Origin of the sequence: Variimorphobacter saccharofermentans (assembly GCF_014174405.1) — a bacterium.
Lineage (GTDB): Bacteria > Bacillota > Clostridia > Lachnospirales > Lachnospiraceae > Mobilitalea > Mobilitalea saccharofermentans.
In genome coordinates this window covers 1,858,940-1,879,845 of record NZ_JACEGA010000001.1, presented here as the reverse complement: position 1 = coordinate 1,879,845, position 20,906 = coordinate 1,858,940, and the positions used below count along the sequence as shown (strand labels likewise).

The window sequence follows — 20,906 nt, the reverse complement described above, 5'->3', positions numbered from 1 at the left end:
TTTTTATCATAGTAGTAATATTATTAATAAATTTGTACTAATGATGGTTTTAATACCTAATTGTTTGCTGCTTCAATCGCTTCAATAATGATCTTTGCCATATAATCAATCATTGCATCTGTCATACCAGGATATACTCCTACCCAAAATGTGTTATTCATAATAAACTCTGTGTATTCCAAATCACCAACCACTCTGTAAGCATCAGTACCACGAATTGGGTCAAAACAGGGATGTTTAATAAGATTTCCACTAAAAAGTAAACGTGTTTGAATATTATGATCCTCAATATATTTAGTTACATCATTTCTCATGATCCCTGTTTCGGGTTTTACCGAAATCAGGAAACCAAACCAAGAGGGCTTACTGTTATCTGTTGGCTCAGGTAAAATAATTTTATCAGAAATAGACTTCAAAGCATTGTATAACTTATCCCAGTTATACCTTCTTCTCTCAATAAAAGAAGGGAACTTTTTAAGTTGTTCTACACCAACAGCTGCTTGTAAGTCAGTGACTTTAAGATTATATCCAAAGTGGCTGTATACATACTTATGATCATAGCCTTGAGGAAGTTCTCCGAATTGTCCATCATATCGATGTCCACAGAAATTATCATGACCAGATGGGCATATACAATCACGTCCCCAGTCTCTATATGATAGAATGAGCTTATGCAATTTCGGATTGTTGGTATAAACGCAACCACCCTCGCCCATCGTCATATGGTGCGGAGGATAAAATGAAGAAGTTCCAATATCTCCCCAAGCACCGGTGTATTTCGTCTCGTTATCAATAGTATACTGAGTCCCTAGAGCATCACAGTTATCTTCAATAAGCCATAAATTGTTCTTATCACAGAATTCCTTAACTACCTTCAAATCAAAAGGATTACCAAGTGTATGAGCAATCATCACGGCTTTAGTTTTCTCAGAAAGCGCGTCCTCAAGTTTTGTAACATCAATGTTATACTGAGGTACAGTTACATCAACAAACACTGGAACGGCACCATACTGTAGCATAGGTGTTACAGTTGTAGGGAAACTACATGCTACTGTGATAACCTCATCGCCACGCTTAATCTGACGTTCGCCTAACTCAGGTGCTGTTAATATGGTGAATGCAATTAAATTAGCTGAGGAACCACTATTAACTAAATGTACATACTTTACTCCAATCCATTCAGCAAACCTCTTTTCAAACTCCTCAGAGAATCTTCCAGTTGTAAGCCAAAAGTCCAACATTGCATCAGTTAGACTTTGCATTTCCTTCTCATCGTATACTCGAGATGCATAACTAATACGATCTCCTGGTTTAAATCCCAACTTACTTTCTGTAGGTTCTTTAAAATCATGATAATAATCTGCAACTAGTTTTTTAATATACTCCCTTGCTTCTTTTTCTGTATTCCACTTACTCATCGATATCTTTCTCCTTATAAAATGCCATAATTATATTTTTTATACCATCATATATATCAGTATTTACTTCCCATCCCAGGCTTTTTATCTTTTCATTTGATATCTGTATTCCTGGTAAACGTATTAAGTTCGGCTGTTTTTTTATAACTTTAGAATTGTTATGTCTAATCAGCTTACCTTGTTCAATTATCACTTCTGCAATCTCATCTATTGCCAAATAATTATTTTTTTCTCCATTTGAAGATATATTATAAGCTTCTCCACTAATCCCATTCTTGGCGATAAGTAACAAACCATTAATGACATCTTCAACAAATATATTGTCCCTTCTTGCCATTCCTCCATTATTAATAACTATATCTTTATTATTTATATAGTTATTAATAAACTCATAAAAAGCAGTTTTGGGATAATTTCTTATATATCCATATACATAACTTATTCGAGACACAACTACATCTACCCCATATTGCCTATAATAAGCATATGCCATAACCTCTACCATTCGTTTTGATTCTGAGTATGGTGTGCTTAAACCGCTTAAAACTTCCGCATTATCAGTATTTTCTTCATTTACTATTAAATCATGTCCAATGTTTTTTAATGATGTTCCATATACAGTTGCAGAAGAAAATATCACTACTTTCCCTTTTTTTCCGCAAGTTTCTCCTTGTTTTTTTATATATTCAAGACAATTACGAGTACCAAATATATTTGCTTCTATTGTATTTACCGGTTTATCTTTTATTTCATCCCCTGATATCGGACTAGCTGCATGAAAAACATAATCCAATTCTCCAAGATCATCCGGTATTCCATAGGATATATTGAATGCATACAATATTAATTTTGAATTCTCAACAAATTCCTTAAATACATATTTAAGCTTTTCTTCTTTTCTGCCAGTGGCAATTACTATAGCCCCCTCACTAAGGAGTCTTCTAACTAAATAGCTTCCTATAAGTCCTGTGGCTCCTGTTACAAGTACTCTTAAGCCTTCAAATGCATTTCCCATTTATACGGCCCTCTTTTCCGCTAAAGCAGCATTATTCCATAATCTTTCATATCATATTCATTTATGTTATGTAGCAATAAGCAATAAAGCTTGTCCTTATATTTATGTTGATAATTTAATCGTTATTATCGTCAACATCAAAATTTATACGCTCATGCTCTATCACAAGAGGTCTTTTCATACTTCTTTGATTCATCGTTAAAATATATTCTCCAATAAATCCTAGAAAAATAAGTTGTACCGCTCCTATAAAAAACATTCCAACTAATATAACTGGAATACCAAACTCAAATTCGTCCCACATTATTAACTTTATAATTAAATACACTAGCGCGATAATAAGACTTACAGCAGCCGTTCCAAAACCAAAGAAGGTACACATTCTTAGACCAACCTTTGTATATGATGTAAAACTTCTCATAGCCATATCGTATAAAGTAAAAAATCCTATATGACTCTTTCCAGCTCTGCGTTTTTGCTGTTCATATTCTATGGTTTTTCTATTACCTGCAAATTCTGCTACCACTCCGCGTAAAAAAGGAACAGGATCATCTAAACTTCTCATAATATCCAGAAATTTCTTATCATAGCAGCCGAATCCGGTAAAGTGTTCTATAATATCTATACTAGATATTCTTTTAATAAGTCTATAATATATGGTTCTAAAAAATCTAACCAGCTTATTTTCCTGACTTTCCGTTTTCACTGCTGTAACAACAGTGTAACCATTTTCCCATTCTCTTACCATTTTATGAATCATTTCAAGTGGATCTTGAAAATCTGCACAAAATAGAATAGCACAGTCCCCAGAAGCTTGCATTAATCCATAATATGGCGAATTATCTGGGCCAAAATTTTTTTCATTAAGAATCGCCCTAACTTTCTTATCTTCAGCACAAAGAGAACGTATAATAGCTCTTGTATTGTCCTGAGAGTTATTATCGATAATTATTATTTCATAATCATATTCAGATAAATTATTCTCAATTTCATTTTTAACAGCCTCAGTTATTGGTCTAATGTTATCCTCTTCATTATAAGAAGGAATAACAATACTAACCTTCTTCTTTCCTGGCATATATTTCACTCCTAGTTCTCCCATTTCTTCCATGGTGCCTTATCTGATTCAAGCATTTTCTCCAGCATTTCTTTTTCTCTCGCATTGTCCATGCACTGCCAAAATCCCTTATGCATATATGACATTAATTCGCCCTTTTCCACAAGCGACATTAATGGTTCTTTTTCAAACACTGTCTGATCACCTTCAATATAATTAAATATTTCTGGTTGCAACACCATATAACCCGCATTTATGGGAGCACAATCTGACATATTTTTTTCTCTGAATGATTTTACAGCATTATCTCCGCCGATATCTAACACACCTTTTTGCTGTTCCTGTAATACTGCTGTCAAAGTGGCTATTTTCCCATGCGATTTATGAAATTCTAAAAGCTTCGATATATCTACATCACAAACACCATCTCCGTATGTCATCATAAACGGTTCATCACCAACATACTTCTGTATTCTCTTTATTCTACCACCTGTCATCGTATTTAATCCAGTATCTACAACAGTAACTCTCCAGGCATCCATATGAGATTCATGTACTATCATTTCATTCTGACCATTTCTAAAATCAAATGTCATATCACTATTATGTAAATAATAATCGGCAAACCATTCTTTTATTACGTACTGCTTATATCCAGCACAAATAATAAAATCATCAAATCCATAATGAGCATATTCTTTCATTATATGCCACAGTATCGGTTTTCCTCCAATTTCAATCATAGGCTTTGGTTTAAATTGTGATTCCTCAGAAATTCTTGTCCCAAATCCACCTGCTAAGATGACTACCTTCATGTTTTATTGTGTCCTCCTCGTATTTCCTATACTTGATTTAAAATTAATATAAACTATTTACTTCATATTCGTACGAATTTAATGGCTTTATACAATTAATCTTATATCTCAATTTGTCTTCTAGTTTTATCAAATATTACTATTTTGATGATATGATATAATTCATATTTTGCTATACTGCAAAGCTTACACCTTATTCTGCTCATTATACATGTATGCTCGTTATCAATGCAAGAAGTTTCATCTTCTTTATCGTTAGATTTTTATTACAGCTTCTCTAAAATTGGAAAATCAAACTGTCCGGGATATGATTTACCTGAAAGAGATCGTCAAACATTCAAAAACTTATACATTATGTTTTAACTTATTATATTGTAAAAACTCATATATATCAATGTAATAAATTTCTAATAGTCTTATTTCTTGCACAGAAGATAAATATATATTAGAGAATTGTTAAACTTGTACTATAAAAGAAAATCCATATTAGAATGATATTTATTTTATTAATATATCATCATCATACATATTATAGAAATCTGTAATCCTTAGATATAGCTCTCTTGGATCTTGTGGTGCATATACTTGTGGAGCATTGGTAGATATTCTTATTATATTTTCACCCGGATTAAGTATTATCATTTCATCAATTCTGATACCATTTAAATCTATATAATAATTAAATTCAGTATCGTTAACTCGAATATTTAAACTAGATTTTTGATCTGTCGAGGATGAGATGTAGAAATTCATATTAAATTGTCTCTTCTCAGGTGATGAATTAAAAATTATTAATTCAGCATCATTCGATGTCCACATCCATTGATTTGGCCTATCACCTTCTATTCCAGAAAAACCTTTTCCTAACTTAATATAATTCATATTAAGTATTTTCTCTTTTAATTTACTAATTTCATCTTCTTCATACATTGAATAATACTCTTTATTAAAATCTCTCATGTTAAAAAAGCATAATTGCTCATTTTCACTATAAATAGGTTCTGTATCTAAAATATTCATTAATTCATTTTCTAATTGAGTATAATCTTCTATGGTATAAGCTCTTTTATCTATATATATTCCTTCAAATCCTACGATTGAGATATATTTAACCATACTTTGAATATCTAATGAAGATATTTTCTGATTCCATAAGTCAGATATTCTACCTTTCATCCCACCATAACTCCACTTTAAATTCTTTGAATGAATATATCCTGTGAATAAATGGTAGTCGTTCATTGCATTTACAGGTCCACTTTCTGGGTATTGATGATATGGTAATTGGAATATCATAGCATTACTAGATACAGAAGTTTCAATATCCTTAATAAAATTCTTATCACTATAAAACGTTTCTTTTGCGTATTTATAATTAGGTTTTATATCAGGATATTGCTCATATATGCTAAATAAAAAAATTAAAGTAACAATAGGATAAAAAATAAATGGTTTTAAATGTTTCTTATATATATAATTTAATATAAGACAAACAGTAAGAATACATATAAATGCAATAAAAATAGATATTCGATTATAAGCTCTTATGCTAGATGAAATTCCCAGAGAAAATATACTGCCTAAACCACCAATAGTTCCTAATAGTATTGCAAATATATTTAATTCAGATAATAATTTAATCTGTTCTAAATCTTTTTTTTCATTAAATGATTTAATAAAAATTGATAATAGTAAAATAATTAATCCTATACATCCTATTACACCTAAATGCTCAGAACCTTCATTAGGTAAAGGCGCATTATTACCATAATAAGTAATTAAATCATCTATTTTTGATATACCTAAAGATTTATTGGGTAAAAAAAACTGGGTAATTTTTAAACCATATATTTCTGCTTCAATTTTGGATCTATGTGCAACCACTTCATTTGTACCATTTTTCATAGTATAATATAAACTAGGTAGTAAATTTATAATTAATATAGTAACTATGATTGCAATCATACTTAAACTTTGTTTAATGCCTTTAAATTTCTTGTTCTTAAGCGATTTTGATAAGCCAGTAATTATTAAAAAAAAGCATGTAAAGAATGGATAGTACGCTATGCCATTATTTGTTATTAATAGCAAAAACAGCAATGTTATAAGATTACGCTTATATTTAAAAAATTTTTTGATATTAAATAATTCATCATCATTATATAACCAAATACATAACAGAATAGATAGCGGAATAAATTGATATTGGCTTAAAACAATATGAGCTTGATTTCTTAAAAATATGAATGGTAAAAAGGAAAATGTTAGTGAGCCAAAAACTGATATATAATAACATATATTAAGATTTCTCATAACTAAAAAGCTAATAATTGCTATAAAAGGAAATAATAACAGATATTGTATATTATATGTCATACCTGCATTATTCGTTATACTAACTAACATTTTAGTAATTAAGTTATCAAAATTATACGTTAATAAAGAATAATAATCATACCTTTCTGTACCGAATGGAGCACCCATATAATCGCTAACTAGTATACTATTGCCATCTTTTAACATTTTTGTACTACTTAACCCCATGAAAGAATCATCACCATTATAAAATAATGGTACATTAATATCCATTTGAGATAGGTCAAAGAAAAAATATAAGAATACAAAGCTCAATAATACTATAATAAATATACATATATAATCCATTTTGTATTTTTTTAAATAAATCATTTCTAACTCCTCTAACTAATTATTTCGCTTAATTTTATTATTAAATCACTAGAAATTTTACTCCAGTCAAAATTACTTTCCACATATTGTCTTGATTTACACACCATTTTACTTAATGTGTGAATATCTAAATTATTAATAGTTATATGCATTTCATTTATTTCTGCTAATATAATAGCATCTTTAGAATCAATTCCTCTTGATCCAAATTCAGTTGTTATTACCGGAATACCGGCTGATATATAATCAAACATTTTTAAGTTAGTTCCAGAGCCTGATAACATAGGGTTTAAAGCAAAATCAACAACTGAAAATATCCTACTTTTTGTCTCTTCGCCAACTACACCTAACAAACCAACATTTGATGGCAACTTTTTCTTTTCAAAATATGCACATTGACTTCCCATAAGCAAAAATTTTACATCAGGACATTTATATGCTATTTTAATTATTTCTTCAGCTGCTTCTAAATTAGGTTTATGCCAGCTTCCCATAAATAAACCAATTTTCTCATTAGCTAATCCTAAAACCTTCTTATTTTCAATCCGCTGCTCCATTGAAGTAAATGTTGTAGCTTTACAGTCAACTCCATTTGGTACTACTATAATTTTATCTAATGAAATATTATATAACTCACTTAGATCTTTCTTATCTTTTTCCGAACATGTCATAATAAATCTACTAACTTCGCAACATTCTTTTTCTACACTATATAATTTTTGAAGTAATTTTTTCGTGGTTTCATTTTTAGGAAGCATTTCTTTTTTTATCAAATACTCTACATCCTGCGCTTCATAAATAATTATTTGATCATCCTTAATATATTTTTTTGCTTCATTAAAGAGATATGGATGAGACAATATTATAACTTCACTGTTCTTTATTGAATTCTGTAATTCATTACAATAAGAAGCAGACTCACTAATTAACTCAAGATTTGCAATATCGCTTACAACAAAACCCACTTTTTTTTCCATCTCATATTCAAGTCTTTGATGAGATCCACTTTTAGGTATTCTGTTTTCTCTTAGTCCATTGGCTATCATGTTATTAAATCTCTTTTGGTCCTCATTGGTTAATGATATAATATCTATATCATATTTTTTTGATAAATTCTTATATAATTGATATGTTCTGACTTGGCCGCCTCCTTGTGGTGGATATATAGGGAACGTAGAAGTAACAGTAATTTTCTTTCTTTTTTTATTTATATGCTGTACTGAATTTACATATCTCAATGGTAAGTCATCAATATTACTTAGCAACTCACATACCATATTATCCCAAGTCATTTTCTTAACTTTATTATACCCATTAATACCCATTCTTTTGGCTTCAGAGGGATTATTTGCGAAATAATCAATTTTTTCAGCAATAGCTTTAGGATCAAATTTTGTTACAAATCCTGTCTCTTTGTTAATTACAAATTCAGTTGGCCCTCCCGCATCAACTGTAGTTATTACAGGTTTTTTATGTAGCATTGCTTCAATAGTTATTAAGCCATAATCCTCATCATAAGGGAAATAAGGGATAACTAAACTATTTGAATAGTATTTTTCTACATCTTCATCATTAACATATCCCAGAAATTCTATTCTTTTATCATCTGCTGCTAATTTTTTAAGTTGTGCTTCTTGAGGACCAGTTCCAGCAATAAGTAATCTCACATTGCTTTTAACATATTTCATAGCCTCGATCAGCATATCAATACGTTTTGGAGCATCCAGTCTGCTTATCATAAATACGTATTGATATTCTCCGGATGTATATTCAGTTAATGTTGAAGGAGGGTATACTACCTCTACATCTGCGTTTGGAGGATAATATTCCTTTCTTCTTTTAACAGTTTCAGAGATAGCACATATTTTTCTTACACCTTGTTGAGATAGTCCAAACCTGTCCATATAATGTATAATTTTACGTATAAATGGCGCTGGAAACGCAAAGTACTCGGCGGGTACATCAAATGAATTATCTTTAAGATCAAATAACATAGAAAAGAATTCATCTAACGAATTAGGGTTTGAGTTACTATCCATATAATTAAGTATTTTGTCGATTTTTTCATTTCCCTTTTCAACATTATCTGGCATTTTCATAAAATGATAAGTGTCATATAAACCCCTTAAGGTATGAACCATATAACATATGCTATTTCTATGGCGCACCATCCATGAGGGATACTTTGTTGAAATAACTAAATCAAAGTGATTCAAATCTAAGTTATAAAAAGCATAGTAATTCTCAATTAAACTCCAAAAATCAAGCTCTTTTGATGGTAACTTTATAAGCTCAGCTTGATGGGGAGTTTTTTGATTAATTGTATTACACAATCCCCATATAAGATTTTCAGCACCACCTATAGTAAATGGAACAGGGCTAGGCCCCACAACCGCTATTTTCATATCCTTAACTCCTATCATTTGTTATTCTAGTATATCATTTCGATTTTCTATTTTTTTGCGATAATAGCATAATCCTGACTACCAAAAATAATGTTCGAAATACAATTAATACCATCATTAAACTCGCTAAGGTTACTGATGTTCTCCCCATTTAGCAATGGCAATTGATATCCCACTTTGCTCTGCTCTGTATATATTATTTCTATATCTTTAAATCCAGATTGTTGCATAAAATATTCCAGTGTTTTAGGATGTACAGGTTTATTATGTGATGGATCAATATAAAAAGCATTCATGAATATTGACAATGAAGTTGGATTTGGTGTCTCTAAAATAAAATAACCACCAAACTTTAATTTCTTATATGCATCTTGGCACAGTTGAACTAATTGATTTGTTTCTAAATGTTCTACCAATTGTGATGCAAATATTCCGCCTATTGAATCATTTTCAAGACTATTGATATAGGTTATAGCATCTGCCTGTATAGCATTAAGTCCTTTAGCTTTACAGTATTCAACAAATTCAGCATATGCGTCAACTCCTGTTACCTGAATACCTTTTTCCTGCAATAATTCCAAAAACTCTCCTCGTCCGCACCCCAAGTCAATTATCTCACCTTTATTTGTAAAATAATCAATATATATCTCTTGTGATTTTTTTATAGCACTACGTGAGCCTCTGAAATGATTTTCAAATGAAAAATAATCGATAGCTGAATAAGTGTCTTCTTCAACTTTTTGTATAACTTTTTTGTTATCATCAATTAAACTCTTCTTTGTTCCATCAGGTTCTTTAAATTTTGGTTCTTTAAATTGCTCTTTTAGTGTTCTTAAGAACCATAATTCAGTATTATCTATTTTTCTTTCTACTAAATCAATTGAATTACTTATACTATCTTCCAACGTTTTAACAACGTTATCTACATCAATCTCATTTATTTTTCCTTCTAAATTATAATTTATTTTAACTTGCTCATCTACTTTATCCTTTAATATATTTATCTCATCATTTTGTAATTTTACAATTTCTTGTAGTTTATTGTTAATCATACTAAGATCATCTATCTGTTTGCTTAGCAATTTATATTCTTGCAGTTGTTCATTGATTTTGTTCAAAACTTCCAATTTATTATTGATTAAATCCAGTTCTTGTATTTTTGTCTGTATATTATCCACATTGTTTTGTAATGATGAGATTTTTGCTAATTCAATTTGATTATTTGACATAAATGATTCTGTAACAATGGTATTATTATAAAGAGCATTTATTGAAGCAGTTACAGAAGCATTAAATTCATTCTGATCATTAACAATAGGTTCCAATAAAAATCGCATAACCTTTCGAACTACCCTTTTAAAGAAAATAATAGGTTTAGATAAGAATCTTCTATTGGAGTAGATACTTCGATAATAATCTACTTTATATAATTGATTATTTTTATCTTTCCATAATGATAACTCATGCATATCAAATCCATGTTTAATATCATTCTTATTGATATTTTGATTGTTATAATCAAGCGAATTCCTATCTTGATCCTTGTTTAGGAGTATATCTATAACTTGTGATACTGTTTTTTTCTCATCAGTATGTTCTTTTAATGATATATTAGTATGCTCGATTTCACTGATAATTTTCTCTATTTTTTTTGAAGTTTTGTTCATTACTTAATCAACTCCTTTACCACTTTATCCCAGGTTATATTCATTTCCTGAAGATGTAATTTGGATTGTTTCCCCATCTCTATATACATCGATGTTGAAGAAGCTATATAATCAAAAGCCTTAGCAATCTCTGTAGGAGTTGATTCTACAATCATTCCATTCCTATTATCTACGACAAACTCTAAAGGACCTCCACTGTCTTTTGCTGTAATAATCGGCTTCGAAGCTGCCATAGCTTCAAGAGTAATATACCCATAATCCTCATCTAATGGAATAAATAGAATTGCTTTTGCTTTTGCATATAGTTTAAATTTATCTTCTTGCGATACATAATCAAAATATTTAATCTTATTTTGCAACTTACATTCTTTTATAAAAGAAAGCATACGATTTTTTTCATATTCAGCATCTGCTTTTCCCATAATATAAAGTTTTGTATTCGTTTTTGATAAAGTCATTGCTTCAATTGCCAACAGCTGACGCTTAGTTATATTTATCCTACTAGGCATTAAAATATAATCCTCGCATTCGTCACAATAGAATTTATCCATATCTGGGCATGGATGATATAAGGGAATTGATTGCAGATTATTATACTTTTCCATACGTCTAGATACATTAGCAGCTATAGTATATATCCTTTTAGCCTCTTTTAGATATAGATTATCCGCATTTGTGATTATATCTCTGTATCTTCTTCCTTCAGTATCATTTTTTAAATTACTATATTCTGTATCAAATAAATCATATGCCGCTCTATGCTGATGTAATGCCCAAATCACTTTATTTGGATGTGGAATATAGTATGCAGGAAATTTCAATCCAATACATAAATCAATTTTTCCAGCCCATGAATATGATAAGTCAAATAGTCTCGAAGCAACAATATGATCTTCGATTAACTCACATGGACTATCCATAAACGGAATTGATATTATCTCTGCTTGATGTCCTCTTCTTATTAATGCATCTTTTAAATTATTAGCTAAAAATTCAGCACCTCCAGTAATAAACGGAGCTTGAACTGTAGTGATTGCTATTTTCATATGCTTCCCTCATCTTATCGTAAGTAATTCTAATTCTTATCTTATTTATGTATGAATATTCCATTCATGATTCAATCTAACAATGCCGACATCATTTATTGATGAATATACTTGTACTTTATGAGCCTGCTTGTAGTAGTCTACAGGAGTTCCATTATCACTTTCAATTGCTACATCTATGTAATACTCACCTGGTAGTAAATTAAAATCATGGAATCTAATCTCTGCTGTACCACTCCGAATAAGATCGAATTCATCTAGATTATCAATTTTAGTATTCACACCATAGCAATGTATTCCATCACTTCTATAGATAGCTATACCAAATACAGCATCTTTTACTGTTTCATGTACATTATAGTCAATTTGAAGTATAAAGGCTTCTCCTGAGGCAAAGACCATTTGATGTTTTTTTTCAGAGTTTATCGTTCTAATTGCGGAAATTCTAGCCTTTCCGTTTCCCCATCGTTTATTTTCTGATATATTCTGATCATCTTTAGAAAGATTATTTACTTCATCTGCATCAGAGCTATTTTTATCTACTACCTTTTTATTGTCATTCTTTTCATCATTACTTTTATTAATTATGTTTTTTTTCTCAAGTTTTTCAATATTTTCTTGTCTCTTTTGCCCCATAAAATCCATATACTCTGGGTGTACTGTTCTTGGAGTACCTTCTGATCTTATTAAACCTTCTTGTATCCAAATAGTCCTATCGCATATTTGCTCAATTTGACTTAAGGAATGTGATACAATCACTATTGTCATACCTTTAGATTTCATTTCTCGAAGTTTATTAAAACATTTTGCTTGAAAATTCGTATCACCGACTGCTAAGATCTCATCAATTAATAAAATATCGGCATCAACATTTATTGCTACAGAAAATGCAAGCCTCATGTACATTCCAGATGAATAAGTTCGCACAGGATTATCTAAATACTCTTCTAATTCCGAAAATTCAATAATATCTTTCATTCGATCATCAATTTCTTTTTTTGTTAAGCCAAAAATAGAAGCATTTGTATATATGTTCTCCCTTCCGCTCATATCAGGATGAAATCCAGCTCCGAGTTCAATTAAGCTTGATACTCTGCCTTTCATTTCTATTGATCCTTCATCAGGATACATAATTCTAGTAAGTAGCTTTAAAGTTGTACTTTTTCCACATCCATTCTGACCAATTAAGCCAATCGCTTCTCCCTTTTTAACCTCAAAGCTAATACCATTAAGTACCCAACGTACTTCATATCTATTTCGATTTCGAAATAATACTTTTTCTTTTAAGCTCCTACCTTTATCATAATATACTTTAAATTTCTTTTTTACATTATTTACTTCTATTGCATTACCAATTTTCATAATCTTATAATTCCTCCGCAAAGTGTCTTTTTAATTTGGAGAAAACTAAGCTCCCCAAAATCAATACAACTACCCCTAATAAAAAGGCATGCAATAATGTACCTATCTGTGGAATCTGTTTATAGTAAAGAATATCTCGATAAGCTGTTATAATTGGTTTCATTGGATTCAGGTTAAAAATAGGTTTAATCTCTTTAGGGACAAAATCCTCAGAATAAATAATAGGTGTCAAATACATCCACGCCATACTAATTATACCCAGAATATACTCTAGATCTCTAAAATAAACAGTCAAAGCAGACACAAGCATTGCAACTCCTAATGCTAAAATGAATTCCACAAGCATTATTACAGGTAAATATAAGACAGCAATAAAATTAATACCTATTCCCGATATAATTACAACTAAAAATATTATAATAAACGTTAATAACATATTAATAAATTGGCTTATTACGTAAGATATGGGCAACACTTCTCTTGGAAAATATATTTTTTTAACCATATCCTGTTGAGCCATTATGCAACTAGCTCCCCCAGTTAAACATGTACTAAAAAACATCCAAGGCACTAATCCTACAAATAAAAACAAGTAGAACCTTTCGATACCTGTTTTCATTATTACAGAAAAAACTAGGGTATATACAGCTAGTTGTAATAAAGGGTTAATAAATGTCCAAAGAAATCCTAATACAGATCCCTTATACCGTCCTCTTAAGTCCCTTTTAACTAAGCTATATATCATTTGTCTATATGAATAAAGTTCCTTTATTGTTTTCATCTACTCACCTTTTTATAATAAATTCGAATAAATTTTAGCTAGTTTAGTTGCTGATACTTTCCATGAAAAATTTTTAGAATGCAATATCCCAATCTCTCTTATCTTGTTTCTTAATTCTTCATCATTAATAGCCTTCTTCATGGCATCACAAATCTCATCTACAGAATAAGGATTAACCAGAATTCCAGCATCACCAACTACCTCCGGTAACGAAGCCGTATTGGATGTGATGACCGGTGTACCACATGCCATTGCTTCTAATGGTGGTAAACCAAAGCCCTCGTATATTGAAGGAAAGACAAAAATCATGGCTCCCTTTAGCAATAAGGGTACATCCTCTGTATCTACATAACCGGTAAAGATAATATGATCCTGTAATTGCAGGTTATGAACTTTTTCAAATATTCTATCATATAACCAGCCCTTTTTCCCTGCTATAACCAGCTTAGGACAGTTGTTGCTTTCATTTATTAATTTTGCATACGCTTCAATAAGAGTTTCTATATTCTTTCTAGGTTCCAAGGTTCCCAGATAAAGTATGTAATCCTGTTGTATCCCGTATTTACGTTTTGCTTTAAGCACTTCTTCGACAGAATAATTCGAACGGAATACACAATGATCTACTCCACAAGGCATTACCGATATCTTACTTTCCGGTATATGCATATATTTTATTATCTCTTTTTTACTGAATTCTGATATCGTAATAATATGATCTGCCTTATCACAGGCTCTGGATAAATTATGATCCAACATATTATAGGTTTCCTTGCTTATGGTCTCGGGAAACGCTTTATATACCATATCGTAGATAAAGGTTACTGCTTTTCCACTAACTCCCGGAGGGACATCATAATTAAAGAATTGTGTTATCTGATTCTGCTTTCCGAAGATCAAGGAATAAGGAATCGGCAGCTTATCCCATATTCTACGATAAACAACATTATGAAGCCAACCACAAGCATTTGCTTGATATCCCATATTCTTATATTTACTTATAATTTGATTTTTCTCTTTCCTGTGATGGAGAGAAAAATAATTCAAACTATATTCATTATCATCTTCTACTATCATATGTTTCAACAGATGCTCTACTGTCCATCCTATTCCGGTTTTTTGCTTTTCAAATAATAGTTGGGCATCAAATGCGATTTTCAAAATCAGTTCCCCCTAGTGACATCCCAATCCTGTAATACTTCGTTGATAACTTCAACAGATTTTTCCCAGGTAAAGGTTTGCGCTCTTTCTATTCCTTTTTGCGATAATTCAAATCGTAATTTTTCATTATGTAATAAGGATGCTATACCCTCCCGAATACTATCTACTGACAATGGATCTACCAATACTGCTGCATCTCCAACAACTTCCGGCAACGAGGCAACATTGGATACAAGTACCGGGGTTCCGCATGCCATAGCCTCAAGTGGTGGCATGCCAAAGCCTTCATAAATAGAAGGAAATAGAAATGCTAAGGCCCCTTTCATTAAGATAGGCGCATCCTCTGGATCGATATATCCGGTAAAAATCACATCCTCTTCTATCTGTAATTCCTTCACTATCTCAAAGATACTGTCATACATCCAACCCTTTCGTCCAGCCAGCACAAGCTTAGGAAGATCCGAGGTTGTTTCTTTCAAACTTGCATAAGCTTGAATAAGCCTTGTAATATTTTTCCTTGGTTCCAGTGTTCCCAGATATAAAAGATAATCATCCGGAACTCCATATTTCTTTGTAATAGCAACAACTTCTTCATCAGTATAGTTCGGATGATATTTCATAAAATCAACTCCGCAAGGCATAACTACAATCTTATCCTCCCGGATTCCTAAATAACGCGTAATCTCACTTTTACTGAATTCTGATATTGTAATTATTTTATCTGCTCTCTTACAGGATCTTTTTAATGCGATATTCAGCATGTCCTTCGTTCTCTTACGAACTGTCTCAGGGCATGATTTATATGCCATATCATAGACAAAGGTTACTCTTCGTCCTCTCACTCCCGGTGGAACTACATAATTAAAGAATACGGTAATATCCGTCTTCTTCGGAAAAAACATGGAATATGGTATGGGTATTAGACTCCAGATCAATCGATATATTACATCATGAAACCAATGACATCGATTGATTTTATACCCCAGCTTCTGGTATTTATCAACACAGGTTAACTGTTCTTTATTGTAGCCCAATGTAAAGCAATTCAACTCAAAATCATTTTGATATTGGGGCATTCTTTGTAATATATTTTCCGCACACCAGCCAATCCCGGTCTTTTCACCCTTCATCAGCAATTGAGCGTCAAAAGAAATCTTCAAAGCAATTCCTCATTTCCTGTGATTTATGTCGATAAATAAAACTATAGTAAATTATAACTAACAATGAATTGAAATACAACATAAACTATCATTATTTCTTTGTAAACATTTGGAGTATTACTATATTCACTCATCACATTATCTTATTACCTTATTATAGACTTGGAATACCTGATTCAGCATTTGTTCGGTGCGATAACATTCTTTTACTCTTTCTCTGGCTTTTCTACCCATCTGAAGTCTCTCTTCTTCATGATCGACCATCCACTGCATTGCCTTTGCTAAAGCCTCAGCATCACTTGGTGGAACTGTAAGACCGGTCTCACCATCAATACTTACATAAGGAACACCACTAGGAAGCTGTGTATTAATCACAGGTTTTCCATATGCCATAGCTTCTATTTGAACCAATCCGAAAGCCTCACTTTTTAAGACAGAGGGAAGGATTAATACATCACAGTCAGCAAATGCTCTATCTAATTGCTCGTCGTCAACAGCTCCTAGAAAATGAACTCTATCATCAATTCCGTCAGCCTTCGCCTGTCTCTTTAAGGTTTCCTCTAGGTCTCCTGTTCCTACTATGGTAAGTTCAGCTCCGGTTACGGAACGAAATGCTTCCAATAACACTTCGCAGCCTTTATAATATACTAATCTTCCTACAAATAATAGATTGATTTTATCTTTCTTTTTTTCTTTTGACTGATTTATTATATATTCATCCGCTTTCTTTTCAATTACCTGATCTACCCCATATGGAATAATAACACATTTATCTCGATATTGTGGCAGATAATCAGAACCATCAATATGCCCCTGGGTAGCAACTATGATAACATCTGCTCTTTTTAAAAATTTTTCCATGATAGGTCGATAGAATTTCATTAACTTCTTCTGTCGAACCACATCACTATGCCACCATACAATAACCTTTCCTTTAAAACCAGACAAAAGACAGCCTAAATCTCCAAGCGGAAATGGTGTATGAAAATGTAACACATCCATACTACGCGACAGTTTCCTTAATTTCCATAGAAACGGGAATGAAATCGGAAGTGAAAATAGTACGCCAAGGCTTCCCGCTCTTCGAACCGTTACTCCATTGACGTTCTCTATAAGGGATCGTCCTCGTTCCTGACATACAAGAACCTCCATATCAGTTCTGTCCTTCAATCCCTCAGCTAATTGCTGCACTACTTTCTCAATTCCTCCGGTATGTGGATAGTACAATTTATTAACCTGAAGTACCTTTAATTTATCCATATATCCTCCATAAGTCATACGCGTCTATATAATTACTCTCAACAACTCTTTCATAACAAAAGCGAATTGATAATTCGCTTTGTGAGATAACTATATCAATAAGCTGGTATTTTTGAAGCATAAAAAAGAACCCAAAGAACAGAAGTCAATGCTTCCATATATCAGGTTCTATCATTTAAAGGTTTATCTTGAAGCATATGATCTAGCTTGTCCTTGTAGAGCTTCATTCTTTTTTTGTAATCTTCCTTAAAGGAAATCCGTTCTTCTTCTGACATATTCATGTATTCAATATATTCTAAATTACATTTATTCAAAGAGGAACCGCAGTGAAAACATGTGGCATCCGGCTTTCTTGATACAATACGAAAATTATAGCATTGTGGGCAAATAAATATTTTTAACATGTAATGTCCGTCCCTCCCATATGTATAACTGCTTTTTAATTATACTATGTAGAGAGAAGAAAGTAAACCAAATATAACAGATTAGTATATAATAAATCCATCATAGTACCATACAACACTATTTTATTTCTCTACAATATACAGTCCCAACCCTCTATCAGAATCTTATTTGTATTGCTTAAATTTCTCTTACAATGATATAATAATCGGTATACATAATTTGTGTTTAATCAGTATATTTCTATAAATATTAAAACGGAAAGTGAGAATAATCTATGAAAAAAAGTAAATTATATCTGGAATGTTATTCTGGTATCAGTGGTGATATGACAGTCGCTGCGCTGTTGGATCTTGGTGCAGATCAGAAGGTTTTAATGGATGGTTTAAAAAGTCTGAATGTGGATGGATATCGTGTTGTGATAAGCAGAAAGACTAGAAATAGCATTGAAGTCTGTGATTTCGATGTAATTTTGGAAGGGAATGAACATTCTCATTCCCACGAGCATCATCTCGACAACAATGAAAATCATGTCAATAATCACGAGCACACCCTCAGCCATCATCATAATCATGATCATATTCATGAGCATCCTCATGATCACAATCATGACCACGAATACAACCACGAACATGAACACGATCATGATCATCATACCCACGATCATGCTCATGCCGATCTACATGTTGACCATGCAACGTTACGACATAATCATAATACCTTACATCTTGGTCATCATGAGCACCGTAATCTTCATGATATTAATGAAATTATCGAGCACTCTTCCATTACACCCCATGCAAAGGAAATCGCCAAGAGGATTTTCCGTATTGTTGCCGAGGCTGAAGCGAAAGCACATGGAAAACCCATTGAAGAGGTTCATTTTCATGAGGTTGGTGCCATTGATTCCATCGTTGATATTGTAGCTACTGCCATCTGCCTGGATAACCTGAATATAACCGAGGTTATTGTATCCGAGCTTTATGAAGGCACAGGGCAGATACGCTGTCAGCACGGTATCCTTCCCATCCCTGTCCCTGCTGTCGTGAACATCTCCTCCGCATATCAGTTACCACTCCATATCACATCCATGAAAGGAGAACTGATAACTCCTACTGGAGCGGCAATTGTTGCTGCGATTCGAACTAGCAATACTTTACCCCAGAGCTTCAAAGTGATGAAGATCGGGCTCGGTGGCGGGAAACGTGAATATGAAGTACCTAGTATTCTACGTGCCATGTTGATAGAAGATACCTCAACTATGTCAACCGTTCCCACGGATACTGTCTGGGTGCTGGAGGCGAATATCGATGATTGTAGCGGGGAAGCCTTATCCTTTGCCATGGAGCTCCTACTGGAACGTGGAGCGAAGGATGTATATTATACACCGATTTATATGAAGAAGAACCGACCGGCATATCTAATGGGAGTCCTCTGTGCAGAAGATAAAATAGCGGCTATGGAGGATATTCTGTTCACTCATACTACTACAATCGGAATCCGCAGAACAGAGGTTATGCGTTCCACTCTTTCCAGAGAGTCTCATACGGTATCCACTCCTTATGGTCAATGTACTGTAAAGGTATGTAGCTATAATGGACATCAATACCTATATCCGGAATTCGAAGATATAAAATCGCTTTGTATTGCATCCGATATGGATTATCAATCCATGTATCGCATGGTTCAATCCTATGCAGAGCAACAGCTTGAAGATTAATACTTACAGTAAAGGAAGAGAACAAATGAACCCATTATCCCATATTGCACCTGAGAATTCTTCTAACAAACATAAGGGTATACAAACTAGTATACAGTCAAGTATGCAAACGGATATACAAACAACCGCTACGATTCAAGCTCTGGAGACTTATATGGAACAGCATATGGAAGAAGGCATCTGCATTGCTTTCTCCGGTGGTGTTGATAGTAGTCTGTTACTGAAAATTGCTTGTGAAATTGGCAAAAAAACTAATCATAAAATATTAGCGGTGACATTTGAGACGAAGCTGCATCCTCACGGAGATTTGGAGAAAGCCAGGGCAATTGCCTCCACTTTCGGTGCTATCCATAAAACTATTCCTGTAGATGAATTCTCCGACCCTACTATATTGCACAACCCCATTGATCGCTGTTATCGTTGTAAGAAGCTGCTCTTTCGGACTTTAATTGAATATGCACAGCAGGAGGGATATTACTATCTGATAGACGGAACGAATTATGATGATAAAGATAGTTACCGTCCCGGTATGAAAGCGTTAAAGGAACTGGGAATTCACAGTCCGCTTCTGGAGCTTTCTATTACGAAAGCACAGATACGTACCGCAGCAACTGCTCTGGGGATTTCCTCTTCGGACAGACCATCTGCTCCCTGTCTGGCAACGAGACTGCCCTATGGAACCACACTTGATTTTAAGATACTGGAACGGATTGACCGCGGGGAGCAATATATTAAGACTTTTGGTTTCTATAATGTCCGGTTACGGTTACATCAGGACATTCTTCGAATAGAGGTTGACCGGTGTGATTTTATGAAATTCATAGAGCTTCAGGATGTGATCGTATCAAAATTAAAGGAGCTTGGCTTCTCCTATATCACACTGGATTTGGAGGGCTTTCGCTCCGGTAGTATGGATATTAACATTGATCATTCCTTGTAATGAATGAATTAT

Annotated in this window: 16 protein-coding genes; 2 read left to right on the top strand and 14 right to left on the bottom strand. The window is 32.6% G+C overall.

Features of this window, described 5'->3' with window-relative positions:
- Positions 1-56: 56 nt before the first annotated feature.
- From rfbH to H0486_RS08175, 14 genes are all read right to left on the bottom strand, one after another.
- Positions 57-1,418, bottom strand: coding sequence for a lipopolysaccharide biosynthesis protein RfbH (gene rfbH / locus H0486_RS08240; protein ID WP_228352537.1), 1,362 nt, complete (start codon positions 1,416-1,418; stop codon positions 57-59).
- On the bottom strand, positions 1,411-2,433 hold the full coding sequence (locus tag H0486_RS08235) for an NAD-dependent epimerase/dehydratase family protein (protein WP_228352536.1): 1,023 nt from the start codon (positions 2,431-2,433) through the stop codon (positions 1,411-1,413). Before H0486_RS08235 ends, rfbH begins: the two co-directional genes overlap by 8 nt.
- A gap of 115 nt (positions 2,434-2,548) precedes the next feature.
- Positions 2,549-3,511 (bottom strand): glycosyltransferase family 2 protein, encoded by a 963-nt coding sequence (locus H0486_RS08230; protein WP_228352535.1) that lies wholly within the window; start codon positions 3,509-3,511, stop codon positions 2,549-2,551.
- Positions 3,512-3,522: 11 nt separating this feature from the next.
- Positions 3,523-4,305, bottom strand: coding sequence for a glucose-1-phosphate cytidylyltransferase (rfbF, locus tag H0486_RS08225; protein WP_228352534.1), 783 nt, complete (start codon positions 4,303-4,305; stop codon positions 3,523-3,525).
- 498 nt (positions 4,306-4,803) lie between these two features.
- The gene (locus tag H0486_RS08220; RefSeq protein WP_228352533.1) at positions 4,804-6,993 is read right to left on the bottom strand and encodes a hypothetical protein; all 2,190 of its coding nucleotides are present in this window, start codon (positions 6,991-6,993) and stop codon (positions 4,804-4,806) included.
- A gap of 11 nt (positions 6,994-7,004) precedes the next feature.
- Positions 7,005-9,398 carry a glycosyltransferase family 4 protein gene (locus H0486_RS08215; RefSeq protein WP_228352532.1) on the bottom strand — a complete coding sequence of 798 codons (2,394 nt, stop codon included), beginning with the start codon at positions 9,396-9,398 and terminating at the stop codon, positions 7,005-7,007.
- 47 nt (positions 9,399-9,445) lie between these two features.
- Complete coding sequence (locus H0486_RS08210) at positions 9,446-11,065, bottom strand: class I SAM-dependent methyltransferase (protein ID WP_228352531.1); 1,620 nt, start codon at positions 11,063-11,065, stop codon at positions 9,446-9,448.
- Complete coding sequence (locus tag H0486_RS08205) at positions 11,065-12,111, bottom strand: glycosyltransferase family 4 protein (RefSeq protein WP_228352530.1); 1,047 nt, start codon at positions 12,109-12,111, stop codon at positions 11,065-11,067. The genes H0486_RS08210 and H0486_RS08205 overlap by 1 nt, the downstream gene beginning before the upstream one ends.
- A 45-nt stretch (positions 12,112-12,156) precedes the next feature.
- Positions 12,157-13,473, bottom strand: a complete 1,317-nt coding sequence (locus tag H0486_RS08200; RefSeq protein WP_228352529.1) for an ABC transporter ATP-binding protein — start codon at positions 13,471-13,473, stop codon at positions 12,157-12,159.
- A gap of 4 nt (positions 13,474-13,477) precedes the next feature.
- Complete coding sequence (locus H0486_RS08195) at positions 13,478-14,254, bottom strand: ABC transporter permease (protein WP_228352528.1); 777 nt, start codon at positions 14,252-14,254, stop codon at positions 13,478-13,480.
- Between the two features lie 12 nt (positions 14,255-14,266).
- Positions 14,267-15,412 carry a glycosyltransferase family 4 protein gene (locus H0486_RS08190; protein WP_228352527.1) on the bottom strand — a complete coding sequence of 382 codons (1,146 nt, stop codon included), beginning with the start codon at positions 15,410-15,412 and terminating at the stop codon, positions 14,267-14,269.
- A gap of 2 nt (positions 15,413-15,414) precedes the next feature.
- The gene (locus H0486_RS08185) at positions 15,415-16,572 is read right to left on the bottom strand and encodes a glycosyltransferase family 4 protein (protein WP_228352526.1); all 1,158 of its coding nucleotides are present in this window, start codon (positions 16,570-16,572) and stop codon (positions 15,415-15,417) included.
- 138 nt (positions 16,573-16,710) lie between these two features.
- Positions 16,711-17,832: a glycosyltransferase gene (locus tag H0486_RS08180; protein ID WP_228352525.1), complete on the bottom strand. Its 1,122-nt coding sequence runs from the start codon at positions 17,830-17,832 to the stop codon at positions 16,711-16,713.
- Positions 17,833-17,993: 161 nt separating this feature from the next.
- Entirely contained in the window at positions 17,994-18,236 is a 243-nt protein-coding gene (locus H0486_RS08175) for a hypothetical protein (RefSeq protein ID WP_228352524.1), read from the bottom strand.
- Between the two features lie 275 nt (positions 18,237-18,511).
- Between H0486_RS08175 and larC the strand changes: the two genes are divergently transcribed.
- Together larC and larE are read left to right on the top strand one after the other, a co-directional pair.
- Positions 18,512-19,954: a nickel pincer cofactor biosynthesis protein LarC gene (gene larC / locus H0486_RS08170; protein WP_228352523.1), complete on the top strand. Its 1,443-nt coding sequence runs from the start codon at positions 18,512-18,514 to the stop codon at positions 19,952-19,954.
- A 103-nt stretch (positions 19,955-20,057) separates the two neighbouring features.
- On the top strand, positions 20,058-20,894 hold the full coding sequence (larE, locus tag H0486_RS08165; protein WP_228354395.1) for an ATP-dependent sacrificial sulfur transferase LarE: 837 nt from the start codon (positions 20,058-20,060) through the stop codon (positions 20,892-20,894).
- Positions 20,895-20,906 lie beyond the last annotated feature (12 nt).